Source organism: Sphingomicrobium sp. XHP0239 (genome assembly GCF_039555325.1).
In the GTDB taxonomy this organism is placed as follows: Bacteria; Pseudomonadota; Alphaproteobacteria; order Sphingomonadales; family Sphingomonadaceae; genus Sphingomicrobium; species Sphingomicrobium maritimum.
In genome coordinates this window covers 305,536-327,980 of sequence record NZ_CP154608.1, presented here as the reverse complement: position 1 = coordinate 327,980, position 22,445 = coordinate 305,536, and the positions used below count along the sequence as shown (strand labels likewise).

The 22,445-nt window shown below is 66.1% G+C and carries 18 protein-coding genes and 1 tRNA gene; 8 read left to right on the top strand and 11 right to left on the bottom strand.

The features are described from left to right. Window positions 1–4: 4 nt before the first annotated feature. Complete coding sequence (locus tag WJT74_RS01615) at window positions 5–499, top strand: hypothetical protein (protein WP_343346074.1); 495 nt, start codon at window positions 5–7, stop codon at window positions 497–499. Here WJT74_RS01615 and WJT74_RS01610 read toward each other — a convergent pair. The 8 genes from WJT74_RS01610 to WJT74_RS01575 are packed head-to-tail and all read right to left on the bottom strand — an operon-like array spanning window position 496 to window position 10,944. Continuing rightward, window positions 496–1,071, bottom strand: coding sequence for a GNAT family N-acetyltransferase (locus WJT74_RS01610; protein WP_343346072.1), 576 nt, complete (start codon window positions 1,069–1,071; stop codon window positions 496–498). The two genes, WJT74_RS01615 and WJT74_RS01610, sit on opposite strands and share 4 nt — an antisense overlap. After that, on the bottom strand, window positions 1,064–2,359 hold the full coding sequence (locus WJT74_RS01605; RefSeq protein WP_343346070.1) for an APC family permease: 1,296 nt from the start codon (window positions 2,357–2,359) through the stop codon (window positions 1,064–1,066). Before WJT74_RS01605 ends, WJT74_RS01610 begins: the two co-directional genes overlap by 8 nt. Next, on the bottom strand, window positions 2,356–3,339 hold the full coding sequence (hemB, locus tag WJT74_RS01600) for a porphobilinogen synthase (protein WP_343346068.1): 984 nt from the start codon (window positions 3,337–3,339) through the stop codon (window positions 2,356–2,358). The genes WJT74_RS01605 and hemB overlap by 4 nt, the downstream gene beginning before the upstream one ends. Continuing rightward, complete coding sequence (locus WJT74_RS01595; RefSeq protein WP_343346066.1) at window positions 3,336–6,080, bottom strand: valine--tRNA ligase; 2,745 nt, start codon at window positions 6,078–6,080, stop codon at window positions 3,336–3,338. The genes hemB and WJT74_RS01595 overlap by 4 nt, the downstream gene beginning before the upstream one ends. A gap of 39 nt (window positions 6,081–6,119) precedes the next feature. Continuing rightward, window positions 6,120–8,189, bottom strand: a complete 2,070-nt coding sequence (locus WJT74_RS01590; protein WP_343346064.1) for a S9 family peptidase — start codon at window positions 8,187–8,189, stop codon at window positions 6,120–6,122. A 45-nt stretch (window positions 8,190–8,234) separates the two neighbouring features. Then, window positions 8,235–8,696 carry a DUF2497 domain-containing protein gene (locus tag WJT74_RS01585; protein WP_343346062.1) on the bottom strand — a complete coding sequence of 154 codons (462 nt, stop codon included), beginning with the start codon at window positions 8,694–8,696 and terminating at the stop codon, window positions 8,235–8,237. An 18-nt stretch (window positions 8,697–8,714) separates the two neighbouring features. Then, window positions 8,715–10,253 carry a TolC family outer membrane protein gene (locus WJT74_RS01580; protein ID WP_343346060.1) on the bottom strand — a complete coding sequence of 513 codons (1,539 nt, stop codon included), beginning with the start codon at window positions 10,251–10,253 and terminating at the stop codon, window positions 8,715–8,717. Between the two features lie 19 nt (window positions 10,254–10,272). Continuing rightward, on the bottom strand, window positions 10,273–10,944 hold the full coding sequence (locus WJT74_RS01575; RefSeq protein WP_343346058.1) for a protein-L-isoaspartate O-methyltransferase family protein: 672 nt from the start codon (window positions 10,942–10,944) through the stop codon (window positions 10,273–10,275). Between the two features lie 157 nt (window positions 10,945–11,101). Here WJT74_RS01575 and WJT74_RS01570 point away from each other — a divergent pair. The 3 genes from WJT74_RS01570 to WJT74_RS01560 all read left to right on the top strand — a co-directional run bounded on the left by WJT74_RS01570 (window position 11,102) and on the right by WJT74_RS01560 (window position 13,700). Next, a tRNA-Cys gene (locus WJT74_RS01570) sits at window positions 11,102–11,175 on the top strand. 69 nt (window positions 11,176–11,244) lie between these two features. Beyond that, entirely contained in the window at window positions 11,245–12,033 is a 789-nt protein-coding gene (locus WJT74_RS01565; RefSeq protein WP_343346055.1) for a DNA-formamidopyrimidine glycosylase family protein, read from the top strand. 71 nt (window positions 12,034–12,104) lie between these two features. Beyond that, on the top strand, window positions 12,105–13,700 hold the full coding sequence (locus WJT74_RS01560; RefSeq protein ID WP_343346053.1) for an alkaline phosphatase D family protein: 1,596 nt from the start codon (window positions 12,105–12,107) through the stop codon (window positions 13,698–13,700). Here WJT74_RS01560 and WJT74_RS01555 read toward each other — a convergent pair. Then, window positions 13,697–14,884 carry a GGDEF domain-containing protein gene (locus tag WJT74_RS01555; protein WP_343346050.1) on the bottom strand — a complete coding sequence of 396 codons (1,188 nt, stop codon included), beginning with the start codon at window positions 14,882–14,884 and terminating at the stop codon, window positions 13,697–13,699. The two genes, WJT74_RS01560 and WJT74_RS01555, sit on opposite strands and share 4 nt — an antisense overlap. Window positions 14,885–15,027: 143 nt before the next feature. Here WJT74_RS01555 and WJT74_RS01550 point away from each other — a divergent pair, with 143 nt between their 5' ends. Next, on the top strand, window positions 15,028–15,483 hold the full coding sequence (locus WJT74_RS01550; RefSeq protein WP_343346047.1) for a copper chaperone PCu(A)C: 456 nt from the start codon (window positions 15,028–15,030) through the stop codon (window positions 15,481–15,483). Continuing rightward, window positions 15,483–16,085, top strand: coding sequence for an SCO family protein (locus WJT74_RS01545; RefSeq protein WP_343346044.1), 603 nt, complete (start codon window positions 15,483–15,485; stop codon window positions 16,083–16,085). Before WJT74_RS01550 ends, WJT74_RS01545 begins: the two co-directional genes overlap by 1 nt. On the opposite strand, the gene WJT74_RS01540 is transcribed toward WJT74_RS01545, so the two are convergent. Continuing rightward, window positions 16,082–16,963: an alpha/beta fold hydrolase gene (locus WJT74_RS01540; protein ID WP_343346043.1), complete on the bottom strand. Its 882-nt coding sequence runs from the start codon at window positions 16,961–16,963 to the stop codon at window positions 16,082–16,084. The two genes, WJT74_RS01545 and WJT74_RS01540, sit on opposite strands and share 4 nt — an antisense overlap. 43 nt (window positions 16,964–17,006) lie before the next feature. Here WJT74_RS01540 and WJT74_RS01535 point away from each other — a divergent pair, with 43 nt between their 5' ends. Both WJT74_RS01535 and astD read left to right on the top strand, forming a co-directional pair. After that, window positions 17,007–18,428, top strand: a complete 1,422-nt coding sequence (locus WJT74_RS01535) for a protein adenylyltransferase SelO family protein (protein ID WP_343346041.1) — start codon at window positions 17,007–17,009, stop codon at window positions 18,426–18,428. A gap of 13 nt (window positions 18,429–18,441) precedes the next feature. After that, complete coding sequence (gene astD, locus WJT74_RS01530) at window positions 18,442–19,869, top strand: succinylglutamate-semialdehyde dehydrogenase (protein WP_343346038.1); 1,428 nt, start codon at window positions 18,442–18,444, stop codon at window positions 19,867–19,869. A gap of 460 nt (window positions 19,870–20,329) precedes the next feature. Here the strand turns inward: astD and WJT74_RS01525 are convergent, their stop codons facing one another. Further along, on the bottom strand, window positions 20,330–22,435 hold the full coding sequence (locus WJT74_RS01525) for a prolyl oligopeptidase family serine peptidase (RefSeq protein ID WP_343346036.1): 2,106 nt from the start codon (window positions 22,433–22,435) through the stop codon (window positions 20,330–20,332). Between the last annotated feature and the right edge of the window lie 10 nt (window positions 22,436–22,445).

Here is a 22,445-nt window from a genome sequence, read left to right as displayed (position 1 = left end):
AGGGATGCGCTTCATCGCCTTCATCCTCGTTCTCCTGCTGCTCGGCGCATGCCAGCCGAGCCTCGAGGGTCCCTCGCTGGCCGTCCGCCCCGCCGAATCCATCGATCCGCGGCTGCCCGTCGGTTCGCCCGAGCCGCCGCCGGGTCCGCTCACGATTGCCGACCGTCTCGACGCCATCGAGCGTGCGCTGACGACCGGCCGGGCAGAATTCGACCGGCAGTTGGGCCCGACACAGACGCGGGTGGCGAACGCGGGAGCACGGGGAAGCGAGAATTGGGTCGTCGCGTTGGAAGCGCTGTCGCTGCTCGAACGGGCGCACGAGGATGTCGCGGTCGCGGTGGCCGATCTCGACCGGCTCGTCACCGACCAGATCGAAGCCGACGGATGGGCGTCCCCCACCGACCGCGCCGCGGCGAAGGAGCAACTCGTCATGGCCCGGGGCGTGTCGGAGGAGCAGCGTTCGCAGCTCGCGTCGCTGTCGGCCCGCCTTAGCGGCTAGGCTGACAGGCGCGCGCGCTCGTCGGGCCAGCGATCCGCGGTCATGATCCACTGGCGCGCGGGGCCGTAGGCGTCGCTATACTTGCCGTCGTGATAGGCGAGGCCGGGGTCCTCGATCATGCCGAGCCGCTCCATGAGCGTGCGACTGGACTCGTTCCCCGTGACGGTGATGGCGGTAACCTCATCATAGCCGAAACGGTCGAAGGCGAGATCCATCGACGCGATCGCGGCTTCGCGTGCATAGCCCCTGCCCCACGCTTCCTCGCGGAGGCGCCAGCCGATTTCGGGCGTTCCCTGGTTGGGGGCGCCCTCGTAGTTGACCTTCTTGAGGCCGCAGAAGCCGAGCAGTTCGCCATCTTCGCGTCGTTCGACCAGCCAGAAACAATGACCGTAGTCGCGGACGTAGCCCTGAAGCCGGGTGAAGCCGGCGTGCCAGTTCTCGAACGGCTGCGGCCCGCCCAGCCACCGCATTACCGCCGGCGTGTTCGTCGCCTCCCAGAAGCGGCGGCTGTCCTCCTCGCGCCAGTCGCGCAGGATCAGTCGCTCGGTCTCGTGCCGAAACGGGTCAGGCATTCGCGTCGGGCACCGGTTGGGGCTCGCGCCGCGCGATGAAGTAAAGACCGGTGCCGACGGCGGCGAAGATGGCGAGCATGATCCAGCGCTGCTGGTCCGCCTGCGCCGAAAGCCACAGGCTGAGCGCGAGCGCGATACCCATGACGAGGGCGAGCGGAAGCGTGATCGCGCGCCGTCCCGCCTCGCGCCGCAGGATGGGCAGCGAACAGATCGACGCGACATAGGCAAGCAATCGCGCGAGCGTGGAGACGATCGCCAGTTCGAGGAACGTCCCCGTCAGTGCGAACAGGATGCCGAGGACGCCGTGGAAGACGATCGCGTTGACCGGCGTTCCGAAGCGCCCGACCTTGCCGAACCATGCGGGAAGCAGCTGATCGTCGGCCAGCGCGGGGGTCATCCGCGAAGCGGACGTCTGACCCGCCGTGAGGTTGGCGAGCACGCTGACGACCACGGTCGCCGACAGGAGGATCGTGCCGATCTCGCCCCCCAGGTTCCCCGCCAGTGCGGCGAGCGGCGCTTCGGCCCCCGAGCCCGCCAGCGGCGACAGGCTGTAGGCCCATTGCAGTGCGAAATAGACGAGCGTCACGAACGCGAGGCCCGTCAGCAGCGCACGCGGCATGGCGCGCTGCGGGTTCTTGGTCTCGCCCGCCGGAATGGTCGCATTCTCGAATCCGACGAAGGCGTAGAGCGCGGCCAGCGCGATCCCTTCGACCGCGGAGACCTGCGGCAGGACGACGGGACCGGGGGCGGCGGCCGCGCCGAGGCCCACGACGATGAGGACGAACAGCGGGACGAGCTTGAAGATGGTCATGGTGCCGAGCACCGCGACCACATTCTTGAGGCCGACGATGTTGACGATGGTGATGGCGCCGACGATCGCGACGATCGCGATATCCTGCGCCAGCCCGCCTTCCATCAGCGGCCAGATGGCGGCGGCATATGCCAGCAGCACGAGGACGTTCGCACCGTCGCTGACCACGCGGGCGGAATAGAACAGCCAGCCGACCTGAAACCCCGGAAAACGGCCGAAGGCATCGGTGGTGAAGCGCTGTGGGCCGCCCGAACGGTCCGTCAGGCTCGTCAACTGGGCGAAGCAGATGGCGATGCAGCCGACGAGGATGCCGCCGAGAAGCAGCAGCCAGGGGGCGAAGGTGCCGACCGCCTCGTGCAGCACCTCGGGGAGCCCGAAGATGCCGGCGCCGATCAGTCCGTTGACGACCAGGAGCAACACGCCGAACGTGCCCATCGTGCGGGCATATTTGCCGGTCGATTGCTTCAGCTGGCTCATGCGATCTTCCGCGCGATCTCGAGGGCGTGGTATGTGAGGATGCCGGTCGCACCCGCGCGCTTGAACGCGGTGAGCGCTTCCATCAGCATCGCCTCGCGGTTCCCCGCGCCCGCCGCCGCCGCTTCCTCGATCATCGCATATTCCCCGCTGGTCATGTAGGCGAACACGGGTGTCTCGAACGCATCGACGACCCGTGCCACCACGTCGAGATAGAGCATTCCGGGCTTCACCATCACGAAATCGGCGCCTTCGTCGATGTCGAGTTCGACCTCGTCCAGTGCCTCGACCCCGTTGGCGGGGTCCATCTGGTAGCCGCGCTTGTCGCCCTTCAGCCGGTCGCCCGAGCCCACCGCCTCGCGGAAGGGCCCGTAGAGCGCGGAGGCGTATTTGGCGGCATAGGCCATGATGGCCGTATCGGGATGGCCCGCCTCCTCGAGCGCGTCGCGGATCGCGCCGATGCGCCCGTCCATCATGTCCGACGGGGCGACGATATCGGCGCCCGCCTCGGCCTGTACCACCGCCTGCCGGGCGAGGATCTCGACCGTCGCGTCGTTGCGGACGCGGCCAGCCTCGTCGACGATGCCGTCGTGGCCGTGGCTGGTGTAGGGATCGAGGGCGACGTCGGTCATCACCCCGATCGCGATGTCCGCATCCTTGATCGCGCGAATCGCGCGACAGACGAGATTGTCGGGATTGAGCGCCTCCGCGGCGTCCTCGCTACGGTCGGCGTCGGCGGTGTTCGGAAACAGGGCAACCGCGGGAATGCCCGCGGCGGCGGCTTCGCGGGCGCGCTCGACGATCCCGTCGACCGACCAGCGCGACACGCCGCGAAGCGCGGCGACCGGCTGCTCCTCGCCCGACCCTTCGCACACGAACAACGGCCAGATCAGATCGCTGGGATGCAACCGATGTTCGCGCAGCATCGCGCGCATCCACGGCGCGGTGCGGCGGCGGCGCATCCGAGTGGAGGGGAAGCTCACCCCAACCGCTCCAGCGCGGCGCGGAGACGCTGCGCCTCCTCGCTGCGCGCGGCATGGTCGGCGCGCGCCTTCTCGACCGCTTCGGGCTTGGCGCGTTCGACGAAGTTGGCGTTGTTGAGGCGCCCTTCGAGGGACTTCACTTCCTTCTCCGCGGCGTCCGCCGCCTTCGACAGGCGAGCGCGTTCGGCGTCGAGGTCGATGGCCTCCGCCAGCGGCACGGCGTAGCTCTTTCCCTTCACGACGATCTGCGCCGAACCCGGCTCGGCGCTGTCGACCGGTCGGCCCCATTCGGCCTTGCCCATCCGGTCGAGCGCGTCGCCCGCATCGGTCGGCCCGCCGTCGAGCGGGTGCAGCGTCAACCTGTTCGACCAGGGGACGTTCAGTTCCGCCCGCAAGGTCCGCACCTCCGACACCAGCGCGATCGCCCAGTCGACGTCCGCCTTCGCTTGCGCATCGACTTCGGCTTCCGGCTGCGGCCATTTCGCCACGATCAGATCGTAGGGGCGTGTCCCCATGCTGTGCCAAAGTTCTTCGGTCACGAAGGGCATGAAGGGATGGAGCATGACGAGAATCTGGTCGAACGCCCAGGCGGCGACCGCCTTGGTCTCCTCGTCCATCTCGCCTTTGATCAGTTCGACGTACCAGTCGCAAAACGTGCCCCACGCGAAGTGATAGACGGCGTCGGCCATGCCGTCGAAGCGCAGTTCCTCGAAGGCTTTTTCCAGCCTGGCGAGCGTATGGACGGTCTCGCCGACGATCCAGCGATTGACCGCCTTTTCCGCCGCGGGTGCCGCGATGCTGTCGCTCGCGCCAATGCCGTTGTGCTGGAGGAACCGCGCGGCGTTCCACAGCTTGGTCGCGAAATTGCGGTAACCCTCGACGCGCTTCTCATCCAATTTGATGTCGCGCCCCTGGCTCTCCATCGCGCACAGGGTGAAGCGCAGCGCGTCGGCTCCGTAGCGATCGACGATCTCGAGCGGGTCGACCGTATTGCCCTTCGACTTGGACATCTTGGCGCCCTGCGCGTCGCGGACGAGACCGTGGAGATAGAGCGTCTTCCACGGCTTCTCGCCCATGAACTCGAAGCCCTGCATCGCCATGCGGGCATCCCAGAAGAAGATGATGTCGAAGCCCGAGATGAGGACGTCGTTGGGATAGTGGCGTTTGAGCGTCTCGGTCTCCTCAGGCCAGCCGAGGGTCGCGAACGGCCACAGCGCACTCGAGAACCAGGTGTCGAGCACATCCTCGTCCTGCCGAAGCACCTTGTCCGGGCCCGCCTGATCCTGTGCATCTTCGAGCGTCGGGGCGACATAGACCTCGCCGCTCTCGTCATACCAGGCGGGGATGCGATGCCCCCACCACAGCTGGCGGCTCACGCACCACGGCTGGATGTTTTCGAGCCAATTGTACCAGGTCTTCTTCCACGTCTCGGGCACGACGGCGATGTCGCCCGAGCGCACCGCGTCGAGGGCGGGCTTCGCCAACGTCTCGGCATCCACGTACCATTGGTCGGTGAGCATCGGTTCGATGACCAGACCCGACCGGTCGCCGAAGGGCTGCATGATCGTCTTGTCCTCGACGCGGATCATGTTGCCGTCGGCGTCGATGTCCGCGACGACGCGCTTGCGCGCTTCGTAGCGGTCGAGGCCGCGATATTCGTCGGGAACGAGATTGAGCGCATCGACCGCGTCGGGATCGACCTCGCCGCCCTTCGCGATCTCCATCGCCGCCGCCGACGCCTCGGCATAGGGCACGCCGTCGGCGCGCATCGCCGCGGCATCGTCCATTAGCCGGTACATGGGGATGCCGTTGCGCTGCGCGACGCCATAGTCGTTCTCGTCGTGCGCGCCGGTGATCTTCACCGCCCCCGAACCGAAATCGGGATCGGGATAGTCGTCGGTGATGATCGGGATCAGGCGGCGGTGCTCCTTCGGCCCCACCGGGATCTCACACAGCTTGCCGACGATCGGCGCATAACGCGCGTCGTCGGGATGCACCGCGACCGCGCCGTCGCCGAGCATCGTCTCGGGGCGCGTCGTCGCGATCGAGATATAGTCGCGCTCCTCGGTGAGCGTGACGTTCCCGTCCTCGTCCTTCTCGACGTAGGTGTAGGTCTTCCCGCCCGCGAGCGGATATTTGAAGTGCCACATGTGGCCCGCGACCTCGTGGTTCTCGACCTCGAGATCGGAGATGGCGGTCTTGAACTTGGGATCCCAGTTCACGAGCCGCTTGGCGCGGTACATCAGTCCGCGCTTGTAAAGTTCGACGAAGACGTGGGTGACGGCGCGGTTGAACCCCTCGTCCATCGTGAAGCGCTCGTTTTCCCAGTCGCAGCTGGCGCCGAGGCGGCGGAGCTGGCGCGTGATCTGGCCGCCGCTTTCTTCCTTCCACTCCCAGACCTTCTCGACGAACGTCTCGCGGCCGAGGTCGGTGCGCTTGATCTGCCGCTCGTCGAGCTGGCGTTCGACGACCATCTGCGTGGCGATACCCGCATGGTCCATGCCCGCGACCCAGAGCGCGTCCTTGCCCTCCATCCGTGCCTTGCGGATGAGGATGTCCTGGAGCGTATCGTCCAGCGCGTGGCCGATGTGCAGCACGCCCGTGACGTTGGGCGGCGGCATGATGATCGTATAGGGCTCGGCATCGGGGCGGTCGGGACGGAACAGCCCCGCCTCTTCCCAATGCTGGTACCATTTGGCCTCGATGGCCGCGGGTTCGAACGTCTTGGATAGCTCGGTCATGGTTTTGAGCGGGTAATGGTCCCCGCCCCCACCATCAAGCTATTCCATCATGTCGAGGCTGCGGTCGATCTCCGGCGCGGTCCAGTGGGCCATCCATTCGTGCACCTCGCTCTGCCAGCGGATCCAGTTCTCGCCGTCGAGGATCCAGTGGTTCTCGTCGGGGAAGATCAGGAGCTTCGAGGGAATGTCGCGTTCCTGCAGTGCGGTGAAGGCGCCGAGGCCCTGGCCGTAGGGAACGCGATAGTCCTTCAGCCCGTGGATGACGAGCATCGGGGTTTGCCAGTCGTCGACATGATTGACGGGATTCCACCGCTCGTAGACCTCGCTTTGTTCGGCGTAGCTGCCGCCGAAATCCCAACGCGGGAACCACAATTCCTCCGTCACATAATAGAAGCTGCGCGTGTCGAAGAGACCGGCGTGATTGACGAGGCAGTCGAACCGGTGGGACCAGTTGCCCGCAATCCAGTTCATCATGAACCCGCCGTAGCTGGCGCCCAGCGCACAGATACGATCCCCGTCGAGCTGTTCGTCCATCTGGAGCGCATGGGCGAGACCCAACTGCAGATCCTCGAGCGGCTTGCCGCCCCAGTCCTGGTTGATGCTGTCGGTGAAATCCTGTCCGTAACCCGTCGACCCGTGGAAATCGATCGACACGACGCCATAGCCCGGCGCCGAGATCATGCGCGGGTTCCAGCGCGTCGACCAGCTGTTGCCGAAGCTGCCCTGCGGCCCTCCGTGGACGACGAAGGCGACGGGAAGGTCGCCGACGCGGTCGGCGGGCTTGAGGCGGAAGCCCCAGACGGTGTCGCCTTCGGCGCCCTCGAAACTGAACTTGTCGAAGGTGACGGGGTCGATTTCGCCCATCGCGGGGCCGGTGACGTTGGTCAGCTGGCGCGAGGACCGGCTCGCCGGGTCGTAGAGATAAAGTTCGGTGGGACTGGTGATGCTGTTCATCGAATAGAGGACTCGCCCGTTGGCGAGCGGCACCACCGAACCGACATTGCCTTCCTCGACCAGCCGGGTGCGGCGACCGCTCGCCACGTCGATCATGGTTAACGGATGTTCCATGACCTCTCCGGTCGTGACGTAGAGCGAACGCCCGTCAGGGCTCCATGCGATCGAGCCGACGCTGACGTCCCAGCCTTCCGACAGGTTTCGCGTCCGACCGCTGGCGAGATCGCGGACCATGAGGCTGAGCTTGTCGCTCTCGTACCCCGGTCGCTCCATCGCGACATAAGCCAGCATCCGGCCATCGGGCGAAACCGTCGGGAGGCTGTCGTATGCCTCGTTATCGTCGGTGAGATTGCGACGATCGACCGTACCGTCGATCGAAGCGGCATAGATATCGAGGTTGGTCGAGGTGGGCTCGGCAGATCCGCCCGCGCGTTGCGCGAAATAGACCATGCCGTCGTTGGCGACGCTGATTTCTTCCGATCCGCCGAAAGGCCGCGAGGGAGTATTGCCGGTCAGTCCCCGCCCCAGCACGACGCCGTTGCCGACGAGGCGCCCGTCCTTGATCCGATAGCCGTAGAGTTGCGCCTTCACGCCGGGATCGACCCAGCTGTCCCACTGCCGCACGAAAATCTCGTTGAATTCGAGCGCGTTACCGCCTTCGTCGCGCGCCTCGACATTGCCGCAGGCGAAGTCTGTGCAATCAAGGTCCCGGGTCGCCAGAAACACGACATATTCGCCGTTGGGCGAGAGTACGTAATCGTCGATCTCGCCGCCCGAAAAACCGCTGACTACCGCGGGCCGCTCGCCCGGAACGACGCGATAGAGCTGGGCGCTGCCGTCATCGTCGGAGACGTAATAGACGTTGCCGTCGCCGCCGATCCGCGCGCCGGGAATAGAGAAGGCATCACCGTCGGGGGTGCCGAACGTCAAGTTTCCGTTGTCGAGATTGAGGATCGCCTGCCGCGTCTCGCGTCCCGAAAGATCATCCTTGGCATAGGAGATCGGCACGAGCGCCACCTTGCCATTGGGCAACACGGTCGGCGACCCGACGCGGGGAATGCGGACCAGGTCCTCGGGCGTCATCGGACGCGCATCGGCGATGGCGGCGGGGAAGAGGGCGGTGGCGAGCGCGGCGAGCGCGAGAGTCGTTTTCATGGGGCGGAGGCTAGCGAGGCGGCCCCGTTTCGCAAGCGGAACCGGCTAGAGCTTGCGCCCGGTAATGCGGCTGATCTCGCTGCGGACATGTTCATCGACGATGCCGGGCAGCCGCTCGTCGAGCCATTGCTTAAGCATCGGGCGGAGCATCTCGCGGACCATTTCCTCGAGCGGGTTGGCGACGCCCGCGGGCGCGCTGGCCACCGCATTCGCCAGTTCGTCGAGCCGCGCGCGGGTGCCGCTGGCCGTTTCCTCGGCCATCAGCGAAGCGACCGACGCGGGCGGCGTCGCGGGCTGGTGCCCGGTGCCGGGACGCGTCGCCATGCTGGCGGCATCGAGGTCGAGAACGTCCTCGGCCGTTTCCTCGTCCGCCGCGTCGTTGGCGGGATCGGGGCCGGGCTCATCGTCATCGACGGCCGACGGGCCGACAGTCGGACGGTCTTCCGCGATCACCTTTTTGATCGAGGCGAGAATATCTTCCATCGAGGGTTCGTTGGGCCGGGTCATCAGCGTCCCTATCGCCGATTATGGCGTCTCTGTCACGTCCTCGAGCAGTTCCTCGGTCACGACCGGGTTCTTGGGCAGTTCCTCGGGGCGGACCGTGCGGGTCGCGTCGAGCGTGCTCGGCCGATCGCCCGACCAGTCCCACCAGACATCCGACACTTCGCGATAGCTGCCGAGCGGATCGTAGAGCGCTCCGCCGTCGAGCCCGAGGTCCTCTGCCTCCGCCTGGCCCATCGCGTTGAGCAGCTGGAAACCATTGACGTAGGCGTTGCGCTCGGCGGTCACAAGATCGACCTGCGCGTTCAGCAATTCCTGTTCGGCATCGAGGACGAACAGCACCGAGCGGTTGCCGATCGACCGTTCGAGCCGTGCGCCTTCGAGCGCCAGTTCGGCGGCGTCGACGGCCACTTCGTTGGCCTCGATCGAGCGGAGCGAGGCTTCGTATCGGGCCAGCGCGCTCGATGCATTGGCAATGACGAAACGTTCGGTCGCGACCAGCTGTTCGAACGCCTGCCCCTCCAGCGCGCGGGCGCGGGCCAGCTGCGCCGAAGGCAAACCGCCCTGGAAGATCGGAATGCGAACGTTGATGCCCGCCGCGGTCGCGGTGCCGGTCCGAGGGTTGCTGGCGCCGGTGATCGGATTGCTGCCGACGTCGCCGGAGATCGTGTTGACATATTGGCCGTTGGCGTTGGCCGAGACGGTCGGCAATCGGCTGGCCCGCGTCGAGGCGACGTCGAAGCCCGCCGCGTCGGTCTGCCGCGCGACGGCGATCAGGTCGGGATTGTCGGCAAGCGCGATCCGCACCGCTTCTGGCGCGGTCTCGGGGAGGGGCGGAAGCGGCGGCGGTGTGGCCAGATCGCCGGGCTCCTCGCCAATCACGCGGCGGTAATTCTCCTCGCTCGACGCCAGCGTACCCTCGGCGGTCGCGAGGCGGGCGCGGGCCAGTTGCAGCCGCGATTCGGACTGGGCGACGTCCGTGCGGGTGGTGTCGCCGATCTCGAACCGGTCGCTGGTCGCCTGCAGGTTGGTCTGCAGTACCTCGACCTGATTCTCGTTGAGTTCGACCACCGCGCGGTCGCGCAGCACGTCGAGATAGGCGGTCACCGCTTCGACGAAGATATCGCCCTCGACCGCGCGCAGGGTGGCGCGTCCGGCGTCGACCCGCGCGTCGGCGGCACGGATGTCGTTGCGGATCGCCCCGCCGTTGAAGATCGGATAGTTGACGTCGACGCGCCCGTTGAGGAACGGCCCCAGCCCCGAACTGCGGAACACGCCCGACTGGGTCAGGTCGCGGGTCACGCCGACCGTGCCGCTGACGCTGGGACGGCCCGCCGAACGGGCGATTTCGACCAGCGCATCGGTGGCGCGCAACCCCTCGCGCTGACCGGTCAGCGTGGGGTTGGTGAAATAGGTCTGCCGCAAGGCCTCCGCGAGCGTGTCGCGATCGTCGGAGGGATCGGGCGCCTGGGCAAGGATACGCTGCGTCTCGACCGGCTGCGCCTCGGCAGGCTGGGCGATCGCGAGGGCCATGAAGCCGGCGGCCAGTGCGGTCGTCATCATCCCCTCCCCTTTGCGAACTCTAGAAGGTGAACCGCTGCGGCGCATCGAATGCGGCGAGGCGCGCGACCTGCGCATCGGCGAAGCTGCGAAAGCTGATCTGCTCGCCGACCTTGCGCCCGATCGCGAGACGGCTGACTCCGCCCTCGATCACCGGGGCGGCGATGCGACCATCGGCTTTCAGCTGCGCGATCAGGGCGTCGGATACCTGCTCGATCGCGCCGGTCACGAGAATAAGGTCGAAACTGTCGTCGGCACCGTAGCCGCGTTCGAGCGCGCCCTTGCTGGTCTCCACACGATCGTGCGCGGGCCCGGTCGAGGCGACGGTGTCGAGCGCGATGACGGTGAGCCCAAGATCGGCGAGCACCGCCGCGGCATAATCGGCATTGGGACCGACGACCATCGCCCGCTCGCCTTCGCGGACCTGCGCCCGGTCGATCAGCTTGAACAGCACGGTCGGCGCGGGGGCGAAGCGGCCATCGCCCAGCGGAATGGCGCGATCGCGATAGGCGACGGCGCGGCGATCGGCGGGCAGATAATCCTCGCGCGCGATTCGCTCGACCGCAGCGAGGAGGACCTTGTCGTTGACGTCGTTGGGCCGAAGCTGGCTGTCGATCATCGCGCGGCGCGCAGCGCGCGTGTCGGTGCGCGCGTCCTGCGCATCGATTCCGTCGAGAAGGTCGGCCTGGCTCACTGTGTCGTCGTCCTAATACAGTTGATCTTTCCCGTCCTTAACCGCTCAGACGCGCATCGCCAAGCGCTGCGGCCCGCCATTCGTCGAAAGCGGACCGACCATTTGCGTTGACAGGCGTGGGGGGCGTCGGGCAATTGGCGCCTTCACCGCATTGGATGGTCCGATGGCGGAGTGGTGACGCAGCGGACTGCAAATCCGTGTACGCCGGTTCGATTCCGGCTCGGACCTCCATTTTCCCCTTGCGGGAACGGCATTTTCCCCACGCGGGAACGGCAAGGCGCGACGCGCCGTTCGCATCCCATGCCCGAACTTCCCGAAGCCGAGAGCAATCGACGCCGCATCGCGGACCATTGTCTCCACCGCACGATCGAAGCCGTCGAGCTGGGCGACGACACGACTTATATCGAACTTCCCGGCGACAACGAGCGGGGACGGCTGGTCGGCCATCAGTTCACCGAAACGCGGCGTCACGGGAAGCTGATCTTCGCGGGTTCGAAGACCGGGCCGTGGATCGGGGTCCACCTCGGCATGACGGGAAAGCTGCTGCCCTTCGACGAGGGGGAGGAGGAAACGCCCGACTATACCAAGTTGCTGATCCGATTCGAGGGCGACCGCCGCCTTGCCTTCCGCTGTCCGCGCAAACTGGGCTGGGTGCGGGTGATCGACGACCCCGCCGCGCATATCGAGGAAATCGGCTTCGGTCCCGATGCGCTCGAGATCGGCGAGGATGCCTTTCGCGACGTGATCGGTTCGACCAACGGCACCATCAAGGGCGCGCTGCTGGCTCAGCGCAAGCTGGCGGGCGTCGGCAATCTCTGGTCGGACGAAACGCTGTTCCAGACGGGCATCCATCCGTCGACCAAGGCTTCGAGCCTTTCGGAAAAGCAGCTCGGCGACCTTTACGCCACGATGCGCAGCGCACTGACGGGCGTGTGCGAGACCGATGCGACCTATTCCAGACTGCCCGACGACTGGCTGATCCGGCATTGCAAGAAGGACGTGGACTGCCGTCGCTGCGACGGGACGATCGTGAAGGAAAAGGTCGGCGGGCGCTCCGCCTATTTCTGCGATACGCACCAGTCGAAATAGGCCGTCGCATTTTCGTCATCGAGCGGCGATAGGCCTGTCCCGATTTCGATTTTCGCGATAGGCCCCCCAAAATGACCGACACCCGTAACCGCCGCCTCGACCTGTCCCGCCGTCACGCGCTCAAGATGTTCGGAGGCGCGGCCTTCTTCGGCCTTGCGATGGGCGCGCCGACGCGATTGATCGCGCATCCGACCTTCGCCGACTATCCGTTTCAGTTGGGCATCGCGTCGGGCGATCCGGCACCCGACGGCTTCGTCATCTGGACCCGCCTCGCGCCCGATCCGTTCGCGCGCAATTACGGGATGCCGATGGAAGCGGTCGAAGTCGGCTATCAGGTCGCCGCCGATCGCGGCTTTCGCGAAATGGTCGCCGAGGGGACCGCGATCGCGCGCCCCGAACTGGGGCATAGCGTGCATGTCGAGTTGGCCGGTCTGCCGGCGGACCGCGATTATTTCTACCGCTTCCAGGCGGGAAGCGAGCGCAGTCTGACGGGGCGTGCGCGCACTACGCCCGCGATCGGCGCCTCGGTCGACCGGCTGCGGTTCGCGGTGGCGGGCTGTCAGGCCTACGAGCAGGGCTATTACACCGCCTACCGCCACCTCGCCGCGGAGAATCCCGACTTCGTCTATTGCTATGGCGACTATATCTACGAGTATCGCGGGCGACGGATCTGGAACGGTCCCGACGGTCCGGTCGAGAATATCCGCATGTCGAACGGCAGCGAGATCTACACAATCGCCGACTATCGCCGCCGCTACGCCGAGGCGAAGATGGACGCCGACCTGCAGGCAGCACACGCCGCCGCGCCGTGGGTGAGCGTGTGGGACGATCACGAGATCGACAACAATTGGGTCGGGCACGAGGACCAGGACGGCACCCCCGCCGCCATCTTCAAGCTGCGACAGCAGATGGCGATGCAGGCCTATTACGAGAACATGCCGCTGCGGGCCGCATCGCTTCCGGTGGGACCGGCGATGCAGATCTATCGCCGGATGCCGTGGGGCGATCTGGCCGACGTGAACCTGCTCGACACGCGCCAATTCCGCTCCGACCAGCCGTGCGGCGATCGCTATCCCTCCGGCTGCGACGAGATCAACCGCCCCGATGCCGACGTGCTCGGTCGGGCGCAGCTCGACTGGTTGCTCGACAATATGAGCCGGTCGGACGCGACGTGGCAGGTCGCCGCGCAGCAGGTGATGATGATGGATCTCGACCGGGCACCGGACGAACCGGGGCTTCAGGTCAACGCCGACAGCTGGGCCGGCTATCGCGTCCCTCGCCGCGCCTTCCTCGACGCGCTGGCCGAACGCGGGCTGGACAGTACCATCGTCCTGACCGGCGACGAGCATCAGCACTATGCCGGCAATCTCTACGCCGACGGAACGCAGCGCGACGGTGGGCCCATCGCCACCGAATTCGTGACCACGTCGATCTCCTCGGGTGGCGACGGCATGGTGCAGCGGCCCGACATGGTCGAAATCCAGGCCGCCAATCCGCAGCTCGTCTTCAACAACTATCAGCGCGGCTATGGCATGTGCGAAGTCACCCGCGACCAGTGGACCACGCACCATCGGGTGGTCGACCAAGTCACCACGCGCGGGGCGCCGGTCCGGACCGCGGCCAGCTTCGCCGTCGCGCCGGGGCGTCCCGGGATCCAGCGCGCCTAGGCGACCCGGCGGCCCCCGCCGAAATCGAAGCTCGCCTGGTCGCGGCCCGCATCCTTGGAGGCGTAGAGCATCCGGTCGGCGCGCAGCATCGCGGTATGGACGGTCTCGTCCTCACGCCAGCAGGTCACTCCGATCGAGACGGTCAGATCGACGTGCGCCTCGCCGAGTGCGGGCGACGCACCCGCGATCCGTTGGCGAATCTCGCGCACCAGCGTGCGCACGTCCTCCTCGCGCTGCCCACCGAGAATGATCGCGAATTCCTCGCCCCCCAGGCGCGCGGGCAAGAGGTCGCCCGTGCGCTCACCCAGTTCCTCGAGCGCGGTTCCCACATGGTGGAGGACGCGGTCGCCGAAGGCATGGCCGAACCGGTCGTTGATCGCCTTGAACCGGTCGATGTCGAGCAGGAGCAGGTGATAGCGGTCGCCGCACTGGCGGCCACGCTGGATCCGGCGCGCTTCCTGTTCGAAGCAGCGGCGATTGCGAAGCCCCGTGAGCTGGTCGTAGTGCGCGAGCCGATCCGCGATCGCGAGCGCGTCCGACAGTTCGACATTGGCCTGTTGCAGCGAATGGGCAAGCATCTCGTTGTCGGCGAACACGGTGCTGATGTGCATCTGCTGCCGATAGACGTGCACCGCGAAGATCGCGACAACCCCGGCGCCGAGGATGGCCGTCAGCAGCGGAAGGCTGCCGACCACCGGTATCACCGCGATGAAGTAGGCGAGCGCGCTGACGCCAAACGATCCCGCGAAGGACAAGAGAGCGCGCCGTTCGACCACGATCGTGTTGATGATCGATGCGACCCCGAACAGGAGAATGGCGAACAGCCCCTGCGCGGGCAACGTCCCCATCTCGCCTGCCGGGATGCACCACAGCAGCAGCGACCAGCTCATTCCCGCGATGACCATCACGTTCGACCAGTCGCGAAGCTCCGCCTCGGCGTCCTCGTTTCCATCGAGCGCGCGAAGCAATCGGACGCTTCGCTGATGCACGAGGACGATGGAAACTACCCGCAGGCCGAGCGCGATCGCGAGCATCGGCCAATAGTCGACCACCCACATGAACGAGCAGGCCAGCAGCAGCGCCACGAAGTTGACCGGGGTCGAGCTTTGCGCGCGAATGATCGTCGCCCGCCGCATCTCGCGGTCGGCTCCGTGAATCGTGGGAGAGGGGATCAAGCCAGGCATGCGCGCGAGCGACGATAGGGCGAAAAGATAAACGGATGTTTGACAGCCAGGTCCGGATCGGTGCGAATTCGGCAAAATTGATGGTGCAGGGGTGGCCGAAAGCCTCTTGGTCAGGGGCGATCGAGGCTGCTAGGGCGCGCCGCATGAACAGCCATCTTCGCCATTTCGTGGCCCTGCCCCTCGCCTTGCTGATTGCTTCCTGCGCCCCTCCCGCCGACGACGGGGGCGATACGGTCCGGATCGACGACGCCTGGGCCCGTGCCACCGCGCCGGGACAGACGGGCGCCGCGGCCTATTTCACGATCGTCAACGACAGCGACGAAGACGTGCGCCTGCTCGCCGCCTCCACCGATATCGGCATGGCGAGCCTCCACCGCACCGTCATCGAAGACGGCGTCGCCTCGATGCGGCCGATCGTCGGCGGGCTCGGGGTTCAGGCGGGTTCGAGCGCACGGTTGGAACCGCAGGGCGACCATGTGATGATCATGGGCCTGTCCGCGCCGTTGGAGGCGGGCGATCGCTTCGATCTCCTGCTCGATTTCGAGACCGGGGACGATCGCACCGTCACGGTCGAAGTGGTGGAGGCCGGAGCGCGCTGATGAAACGGGTACGGATTGTCCTGTGGGTGCTGGTCGCGTTCGCGGCGGTGGGTTTTCTCTATCTCAACTCCAACCGGCCCGAGCCGGGACCGATGATGGAAACCCGCCCCGATCCCAATTCGAACGTCACCTTCGGCGGGCCTTTTGAGCTGGTCGATGGCGAGGGTCGACCCTTTTCCAGCACGCGGCTGGCCGGACGTCCGCACGCCGTCTTCTTCGGGTTCACCAACTGCCCCGATATCTGTCCGACCACCCTGTCGGATCTCGTCCGCCTTCGAGAGGACCTGGGCGGCGACGACGCTTTCGAGATCGTGTTCATCTCGGTCGATCCGAACCGTGACGGCCCCAAGGAAGTCGGGCGCTACGCCGACCTGTTCGACAGTCCGATCATCGGGCTGACGGGAACCGAGGGACAGGTCGAAGCGGCGATGGAGCAGTTCGGGATCGTCGCGCGCCGCGACAGCGAAGACCCCGAGACCTACGGGGTCGACCATACGGCCAACGTCTTCCTGATGGACCGCAACGGCGAGTTCGTCTCGACGATCAGCCCCGAGGAACCTCGCGAAGTCGCCCGCCAGAAACTCGAACGGATCGCCGCTTAGCCGTCGTTCCAGTCGGGCACCCGTTCGATCAAAGCGGCCAGCGCCGCGATCGATTCGGGCTCGTCGAAGGAAGGCGCGTGACCCACGTCGGGTACCGTCACCAGCTCGGCGCGCGGCAATTCCTCGATCATCCGTTTCGCGACGCCGGTCGAGAACAGGTCGCTATGTTCGCCGCGCAGGATGGTGACGGGCGTGTCCTTCAACCCTTCGAGCAAATGCCAGGCATCCATCGGCGCCGAATCTTCGCCCGCGACCACATTCCGGCCGATGGCGAGATCGTAGTTGGAGCGCACTGCGCCGTCCTTTTCGTGCAGCACCCGCCGCGCGAACACTTCCCATTGGGCCTTGTCCCACCGCGGATAGACGTCGGCCATGCCGCTCGAATAGGCTGCCGCCGCATCCTCGAAACTGGGTGCCTGCACCCCGCGCGAGACGTAATCCTTGATCCGGTCGAGACCCGCGGTCTCCAGCTGGGGACCGATGTCGTTGAGGAGCGCCGCCGCGATCCGTTCGGGTTCGATCGAGGCCAGCAGCATGGTCACGATGCCGCCCAGTGAAGTACCAACAAAGATCGCGTCGGCGATGCCCAACTGGTCGAGCAGTTTGAGAACGTCGGCGACGTAGGTCCGCGGTTCGTAGCGCGAGGGATCGGGATCGGGATCGCTCAACCCGCGACCGCGAAAATCGACCGCGATGACGCGATGCTTGGGCGCGAACGCCGCCGCCACGGGTTCGAAATCGCGCGCGTTGCGGGTCAGGCCCGGCAGGCACAGCAAGGGCGGCCCGTCCAGCGGCCCGTCATAGTCGCGATAATGCAGTTTCAGCCCCTCGGGGCTGTTCCAGTAGCGGTCCTTGTAGGCAGGGCCTTCTCCGGCCATTGACGCTTTCCCCTTCGGCTCGCCCCGTCTATCGCGCAAAGCCATGGCCACGTCACCCGCTTATACGCCCGACCCCAGGATCCTCGAACTGGGCGACGAATTCTATGACGAAGTATCGGCCGCCGAGTTCCCCGAGCAGACGCTGCGCTTCGCCAATCATCGGTGGGCCAGGCGCGTCGGGCTCGGCCATTACGTCCGCGATCACTGGGAAGCGCATTTCGCGCGCTTCGAGCCCCTACCCGACAATCTCGCCAGCCCGCTCGCACTCCGGTATCACGGCCACCAGTTCCGTCACTACAATCCCGATCTGGGCGATGGGCGCGGCTTCCTGTTCGCCCAGCTTCGCGACGAACGTGGACGCCTGCTCGACCTGGGCACCAAGGGGTCGGGTCGGACGCCGTGGAGCCGTCAGGGCGACGGGCGGCTAACGCTCAAGGGCGGCTATCGCGAAGTCCTCGCCACCGAGATGCTCGAGGCGTTGGGCGTGCATACCTCCAAGAGCTTCGCGTTGTTCGAAACGGGCGAGGAATTGTGGCGCTCCGACGAACCCTCGCCGACCCGATCCGCCGTTCTGACCCGCCTGTCGCACGGTCACATCCGCATCGGCACCTTCCAGCGCTACGCCTTCAAGGGCGACACCGATGCCGTCAACGCGCTCGTCGCCTATTGCCTCGAGCATCTCTACGGCGTCGAACCGAGCGGCAGCGCCGCGAAGGACGCCGCGGCGCTGTTCGATCTCGTCGGCCTCGCCACCGCGCGGCTCGCCGCCAGCTATCTCGCCGCGGGTTTCGTCCACGGCGTCCTCAATTCCGACAATATCGCGATCACGGGCGAGAGCTTCGACTATGGTCCGTGGCGCTTCACGCCTTATTGGAACGACGGTTTTACCGCCGCCTATTTCGACGGCGGGGGGCTCTACGCCTTCGGTCGCCAGCCCCAGGCGATTCAGTGGAATCTCGCGCAACTGGGCGGTGTGCTCGGCCTCGTCACGGGACACGAGCATCTCAATCGCGTCCTCGCCGATTGGCCCGACGAATTCGATCGCGCGCTGACCGCGTCCCTTCTCTGGCGCCTCGGCATCGCCCCCGCCGATCAGGACGCGGACACCGCGCTTGCAAGGACCATCGTCGCCGGCCTCGCCACGGAGACGGTCAAGATCGACCGCTTCTTCTTCGACTGGCGTGGCGGTCGCGTGCCCGACGGCGAACGCTATTCCGCGCCCGAGTTCGCGCCACTCGCCGACCTGCTCGAGGGCCGCGACAATGCCGCCGCGCGCGACCATCCCTACTGGTCGGGCGAAGCGCCCTGTTCGATGCATATCGACGAGGTCGAGGCGCGCTGGACCGCCATCGCGGAAAACGACGACTGGCAGCCGTTCGAGACCAAGATCGCCGATATCCGCCGCATGGGCGAGGCGATGCGCGTCGGCATGCCCGCGCCTCCCGCCTTGACCCGCGCGCCCTAGCCTGCGAGCCACCTTGCGCATGTCGATGATCAGCACCAATCCCGCCACCGGCGACACCATCTGGAAGGGCGAGGAAGGCGATGCATCCGCCGCCGTCGCCTCGGCCCGTGCCGCCTTCCCCGAATGGGCGACGACCAGCTTCTCCTATCGCGCGGAGGCGTTGCGCCGCTTCGCCAACGTGGTCCGGGGGAAGGAATCGACGCTCGCCTCGCTGATCGCGGCGGAAACGGGCAAGCCGATGTGGGAGGCCACGACCGAAGTCGGTGCGGTGGTCGGCAAGGTCGACATCTCGATCAACAGCCATTCGGCGCGCACGCCCAATACAAAGGCGGAGGGCGCGATGGGCAGCAAGGTCGCGGTCCGGCACAAGCCGCACGGCGTGCTCGCGGTGCTCGGCCCCTACAATTTTCCCGCACACCTTCCCAACGGCCACATCGTTCCCGCGCTGCTCGCGGGCAATGCAGTCGTCTTCAAACCGTCCGAGAAAACCCCCGCCGTCGGCAAGTTCCTCGTCGACTGCTTCCACGAGGCAGGCATTCCCGAAGACGTGCTCCATTGCGTGCAGGGCGGGGTCGAGGTCGGCAAGACGCTGGCGGGCGAGGACGGGATCGACGGGCTGCTCTTTACCGGCTCCGCGCGCGGCGGTCGTCTGCTCGCGCGCCAATTCGCCGACAAGCCGCACAAGATCCTCGCGATCGAGGCGGGCGGCAACAATCCGCTCGTTGCATGGGACGTCGCCGACCTCCAGGCCGCCGCCGCCATCGTCGTGCAGAGCGCCTTCCTGTCGGCGGGCCAGCGCTGCACCAACGCGCGCCGCCTGATCGTCGAGGACGGGCAGCACGACAAGCTGATGGGCGAGGTGCTCAAGCTCGTCGACCGGATCATCGTCGGCGCTCCCGACGCGGATCCCGGCCCGTTCATGGGTCCGCTCATCGACAACGACGCCGCCGACACGGTGCAGGAGCAGTATCTCGACCTCTTGTCGAAAGGCGGCAAGGCGATCCGACCGCTGGTCCGCGCGGACGAAGACAAGCCGTTCCTGTCCCCCGCCATCGTCGACGTCACCGACAGCTTCCAGCGGCTGGACCAGGAAATCTTCGGCCCCGTCCTCCAACTCGTCCGCGTCCCCGACTTCGACACCGCCATTGCGGAGACGAACAACACCCGCTTCGGCCTTGCCGCCAGCGTGCTGACCAAGGACCCGGCGAAGTACGACAAGTTCTGGGCCAACGCCCGCGCCGGCGTCATCAACTGGAACAAGCCCACCAACGGCGCGCCGTCGAGCGCCCCCTTTGGCGGCATCGGCCTCTCCGGCAACCACCGCCCCAGCGCCTTCTATGCGGCGGACTATTGCGCCTATCCTGTGACCAGCGTCGAAAGCGACCTCTGCCGAGCAACCATCGCGCAGGGCTTGGCCGATCCGGTGATGCTGGAAGACTAATCGCTCAGGGACATGGTGTTTCAGTAGCCCGCCGATATTGAAGCGGAGGGCCGCTCGTATGAAACACTTCAAACTCTTCAATCTCCGGCGCTTTCCCAGAACGATCGAAATACCGCTCGCCGGTCCTATACGTCATGCCAATCCCGCGGTCGGCGATACGAAAATGCACATCGGTGCCGTCAAGTGCGCTCGCGAGGGGTCTGCCTACGTCCAACATATAGCCGCTCTTTGAATACGACACTCCAAACGGAAGAAGTAACGGCTCCTCCTGATGGATCATCAATCCCGAAGGTCCGAGTTCCCAGTCGGGCCCGCCATCAGCCCGATAGCAACCGAATAGGCTGTCCTTGGTTGGCATTGGAATTTCGGGTTTGTCGATCAGTAGAAAGCCGAGCAGGCCTATACCTACCGCAATACCCGAAGCTGCCGAAAGTGTCCCCCACTCCACCGAGTTGATGCCTCAATCCATCAACTGCTGCATCAGATACGTATACCGCAGCGCCAGCAGCTTCGCCTGCTGCTCGGGGTCGTTGCCGCCCGAATGGCCGCCGGTCATGTCCTCGTAATAAAGATAATCCTGACCGTTGCCCGCCATCCGCGCGGCGGCCTTGCGGCCGTGGCTGGGGTGGGTGCGGTCGTCGGCGGTGGAGGTGACGTAAAGCGGCTTGGGGAAATCCTTGCCCGCGACCAGCTTCTGGTAGGGCGAATAGCCCTCGATCCACGCGCGCTGCTCGGGGATGCGCGGGTCGCCGTATTCGCCGATCCACGACGCGCCGCGCCCGATTTCGTGATAGCGCAACATGTCGAACAGCGGGATCGCGACGATCGCGGCGTCGAACAGGTCGGGGCGCTGCGTGAACGCGGTGCCGACGAGCAGGCCGCCCTGGCTGCCGCCCTCGATCCCAAGATGGTCGGGGCTGGTGAGCCCGCGGTCGACCACGTCCTGGGCAATGGCGATGAAATCGTCCCACGTGCGCTGCTTGTTCTCGCGGATCGCGGTCTGATGCCATTCGGGACCGAACTCGCCCCCACCGCGCATGTTGCCGAGCACGTAGGCGCCGCCGCGTTCCAGCCACAGCTTGCCCGTCGAACCCAGATAGTTGGGCAGCCGGCTGACCTGGAAGCCGCCATAGCCCGACAGCAGGGTCGGCGTGGAGCCGTCCATGACCGTGTCCTCGGCGCGCACTACGAAATAAGGGATCCGCGTCCCGTCGGCGCTCGTCGCCTGATGCTGTTCGATCACGTAGCCCGACGCGTCGAACCGCTCGGGGCTCTGCTTCAGCGTCTCGAGAGCGTCGGTCTCGCCGTTGTAGAACCAGGTGGTCGTCGGGTTCAGGAAGTCGGTCGAATAGAGGAGGACCTCGTCGCTCTCCTCGCTGGCCGAACCGATCGACAGGGTCGCATTGTCGGGAAGGCCGACGGGTTTGCTGACCCATTCGCCGTCGACGTAATTATATTTGAAGACCCGCCCGCGGACATTGTCGAGCACGCCCAAGTACATCGAGCCCGCCGACGTGGTGAAGCCCTGCATCGTCTGCCGCTCGCCCGGCGTCCAGACGGTTTCCCAGGCGACGTCGTTGGGGTTCGCCTTGAACGCCTCGAGGTCCGCCGAGACGAGGCTGTCGGTCGGGAAGGTCCGACCGCCCACCGTCCAGGGTTCGCTGAGGCTCATCAGCATCCGTCCATCGACGATGCCCGCGGGAGAGACTTTGGTGGGGATATCGAGTTTCACCCACTCGCCGTCCATCTCCCAATAATATTCGCGCTCGTGGAAGTTCAGCCCGCGCGAGGCCATGCGTCCCTGGATGACATAATCCTTGTCGCGCACGACGTTGGCGCCCGCCGACACGTCGGTCGGTTCGCCGCGGAAGATCTCGACCGCCTCGTCCATCGACTGGCCGCGCTTGAGGACTTTCGACACGAACGGATATTCGCTCTCGGTCATCGTGCCCTCGCCCCAGTCGCGGGTGACGATCAGCGTGTCCTTGTCGATCCACTGCACCCCGCCGAGGCTCTCGGCAAAGAAGAAGCCGTCCTCGACGAATTCGCGTCTTTCGAGGTCGAATTCGCGCAGTTCGTTGGCGTCCTTGCCTCCATCCGACAGGCTGACGAGGCAATAGCGCCGCTCGGGTCCCAGGCAATTCATGCTGCGATAGACCCACTCGCGTCCTTCCTCGGCGGCAAGCCGGTCGATATCGAGCACCACGTCCCACTGGGGATCGTCGGTGCGATAGCTCTCCATAGTCGTGAAGCGCACCAGCCCCTTGGGGTTCGCATCGTCCTGCCAGAAATTCATCAGCCCCTGCGGCCAGATCGACACGCCCGGAACGCGGTCGTCGGCGGTCAGGATGGCGTAGGCGTCGGACCGCAGTTCCTCGAACCGGGGATCGGTAAAGATTTGCTCCTCGGTCCGCACATTCTCGGCGCGCACCCATTCCAGCGCGCGATCCGAGCGCGTTTCCTCGAGCCAGATGTAGGGGTCGTCCTGTTCCATCGTATCCTGTGCCTGCGCGGTGGACGCCATCGCGACGAGCGAGGTGGCGGCCAGAAGGTGACGTGCGATCATGTTTGCTCTC

Bases quoted from the DNA above. Each gene is read 5' to 3' on its own strand.
- WJT74_RS01615 (WP_343346074.1), top strand. From the start codon at position 5: ATGCGCTTCATCGCCTTCATCCTCGTTCTCCTGCTGCTCGGCGCATGC.
- WJT74_RS01610 (WP_343346072.1), bottom strand. From the start codon at position 1,071: ATGCCTGACCCGTTTCGGCACGAGACCGAGCGACTGATCCTGCGCGAC.
- WJT74_RS01605 (WP_343346070.1), bottom strand. From the start codon at position 2,359: ATGAGCCAGCTGAAGCAATCGACCGGCAAATATGCCCGCACGATGGGC.
- WJT74_RS01595 (WP_343346066.1), bottom strand. From the start codon at position 6,080: ATGACCGAGCTATCCAAGACGTTCGAACCCGCGGCCATCGAGGCCAAA.
- WJT74_RS01590 (WP_343346064.1), bottom strand. From the start codon at position 8,189: ATGAAAACGACTCTCGCGCTCGCCGCGCTCGCCACCGCCCTCTTCCCC.
- WJT74_RS01585 (WP_343346062.1), bottom strand. From the start codon at position 8,696: ATGACCCGGCCCAACGAACCCTCGATGGAAGATATTCTCGCCTCGATC.
- WJT74_RS01580 (WP_343346060.1), bottom strand. From the start codon at position 10,253: ATGATGACGACCGCACTGGCCGCCGGCTTCATGGCCCTCGCGATCGCC.
- WJT74_RS01565 (WP_343346055.1), top strand. From the start codon at position 11,245: ATGCCCGAACTTCCCGAAGCCGAGAGCAATCGACGCCGCATCGCGGAC.
- WJT74_RS01560 (WP_343346053.1), top strand. From the start codon at position 12,105: ATGACCGACACCCGTAACCGCCGCCTCGACCTGTCCCGCCGTCACGCG.
- WJT74_RS01555 (WP_343346050.1), bottom strand. From the start codon at position 14,884: ATGCCTGGCTTGATCCCCTCTCCCACGATTCACGGAGCCGACCGCGAG.
- WJT74_RS01550 (WP_343346047.1), top strand. From the start codon at position 15,028: ATGAACAGCCATCTTCGCCATTTCGTGGCCCTGCCCCTCGCCTTGCTG.
- WJT74_RS01545 (WP_343346044.1), top strand. From the start codon at position 15,483: ATGAAACGGGTACGGATTGTCCTGTGGGTGCTGGTCGCGTTCGCGGCG.
- WJT74_RS01540 (WP_343346043.1), bottom strand. From the start codon at position 16,963: ATGGCCGGAGAAGGCCCTGCCTACAAGGACCGCTACTGGAACAGCCCC.
- WJT74_RS01535 (WP_343346041.1), top strand. From the start codon at position 17,007: ATGGCCACGTCACCCGCTTATACGCCCGACCCCAGGATCCTCGAACTG.
- WJT74_RS01525 (WP_343346036.1), bottom strand. From the start codon at position 22,435: ATGATCGCACGTCACCTTCTGGCCGCCACCTCGCTCGTCGCGATGGCG.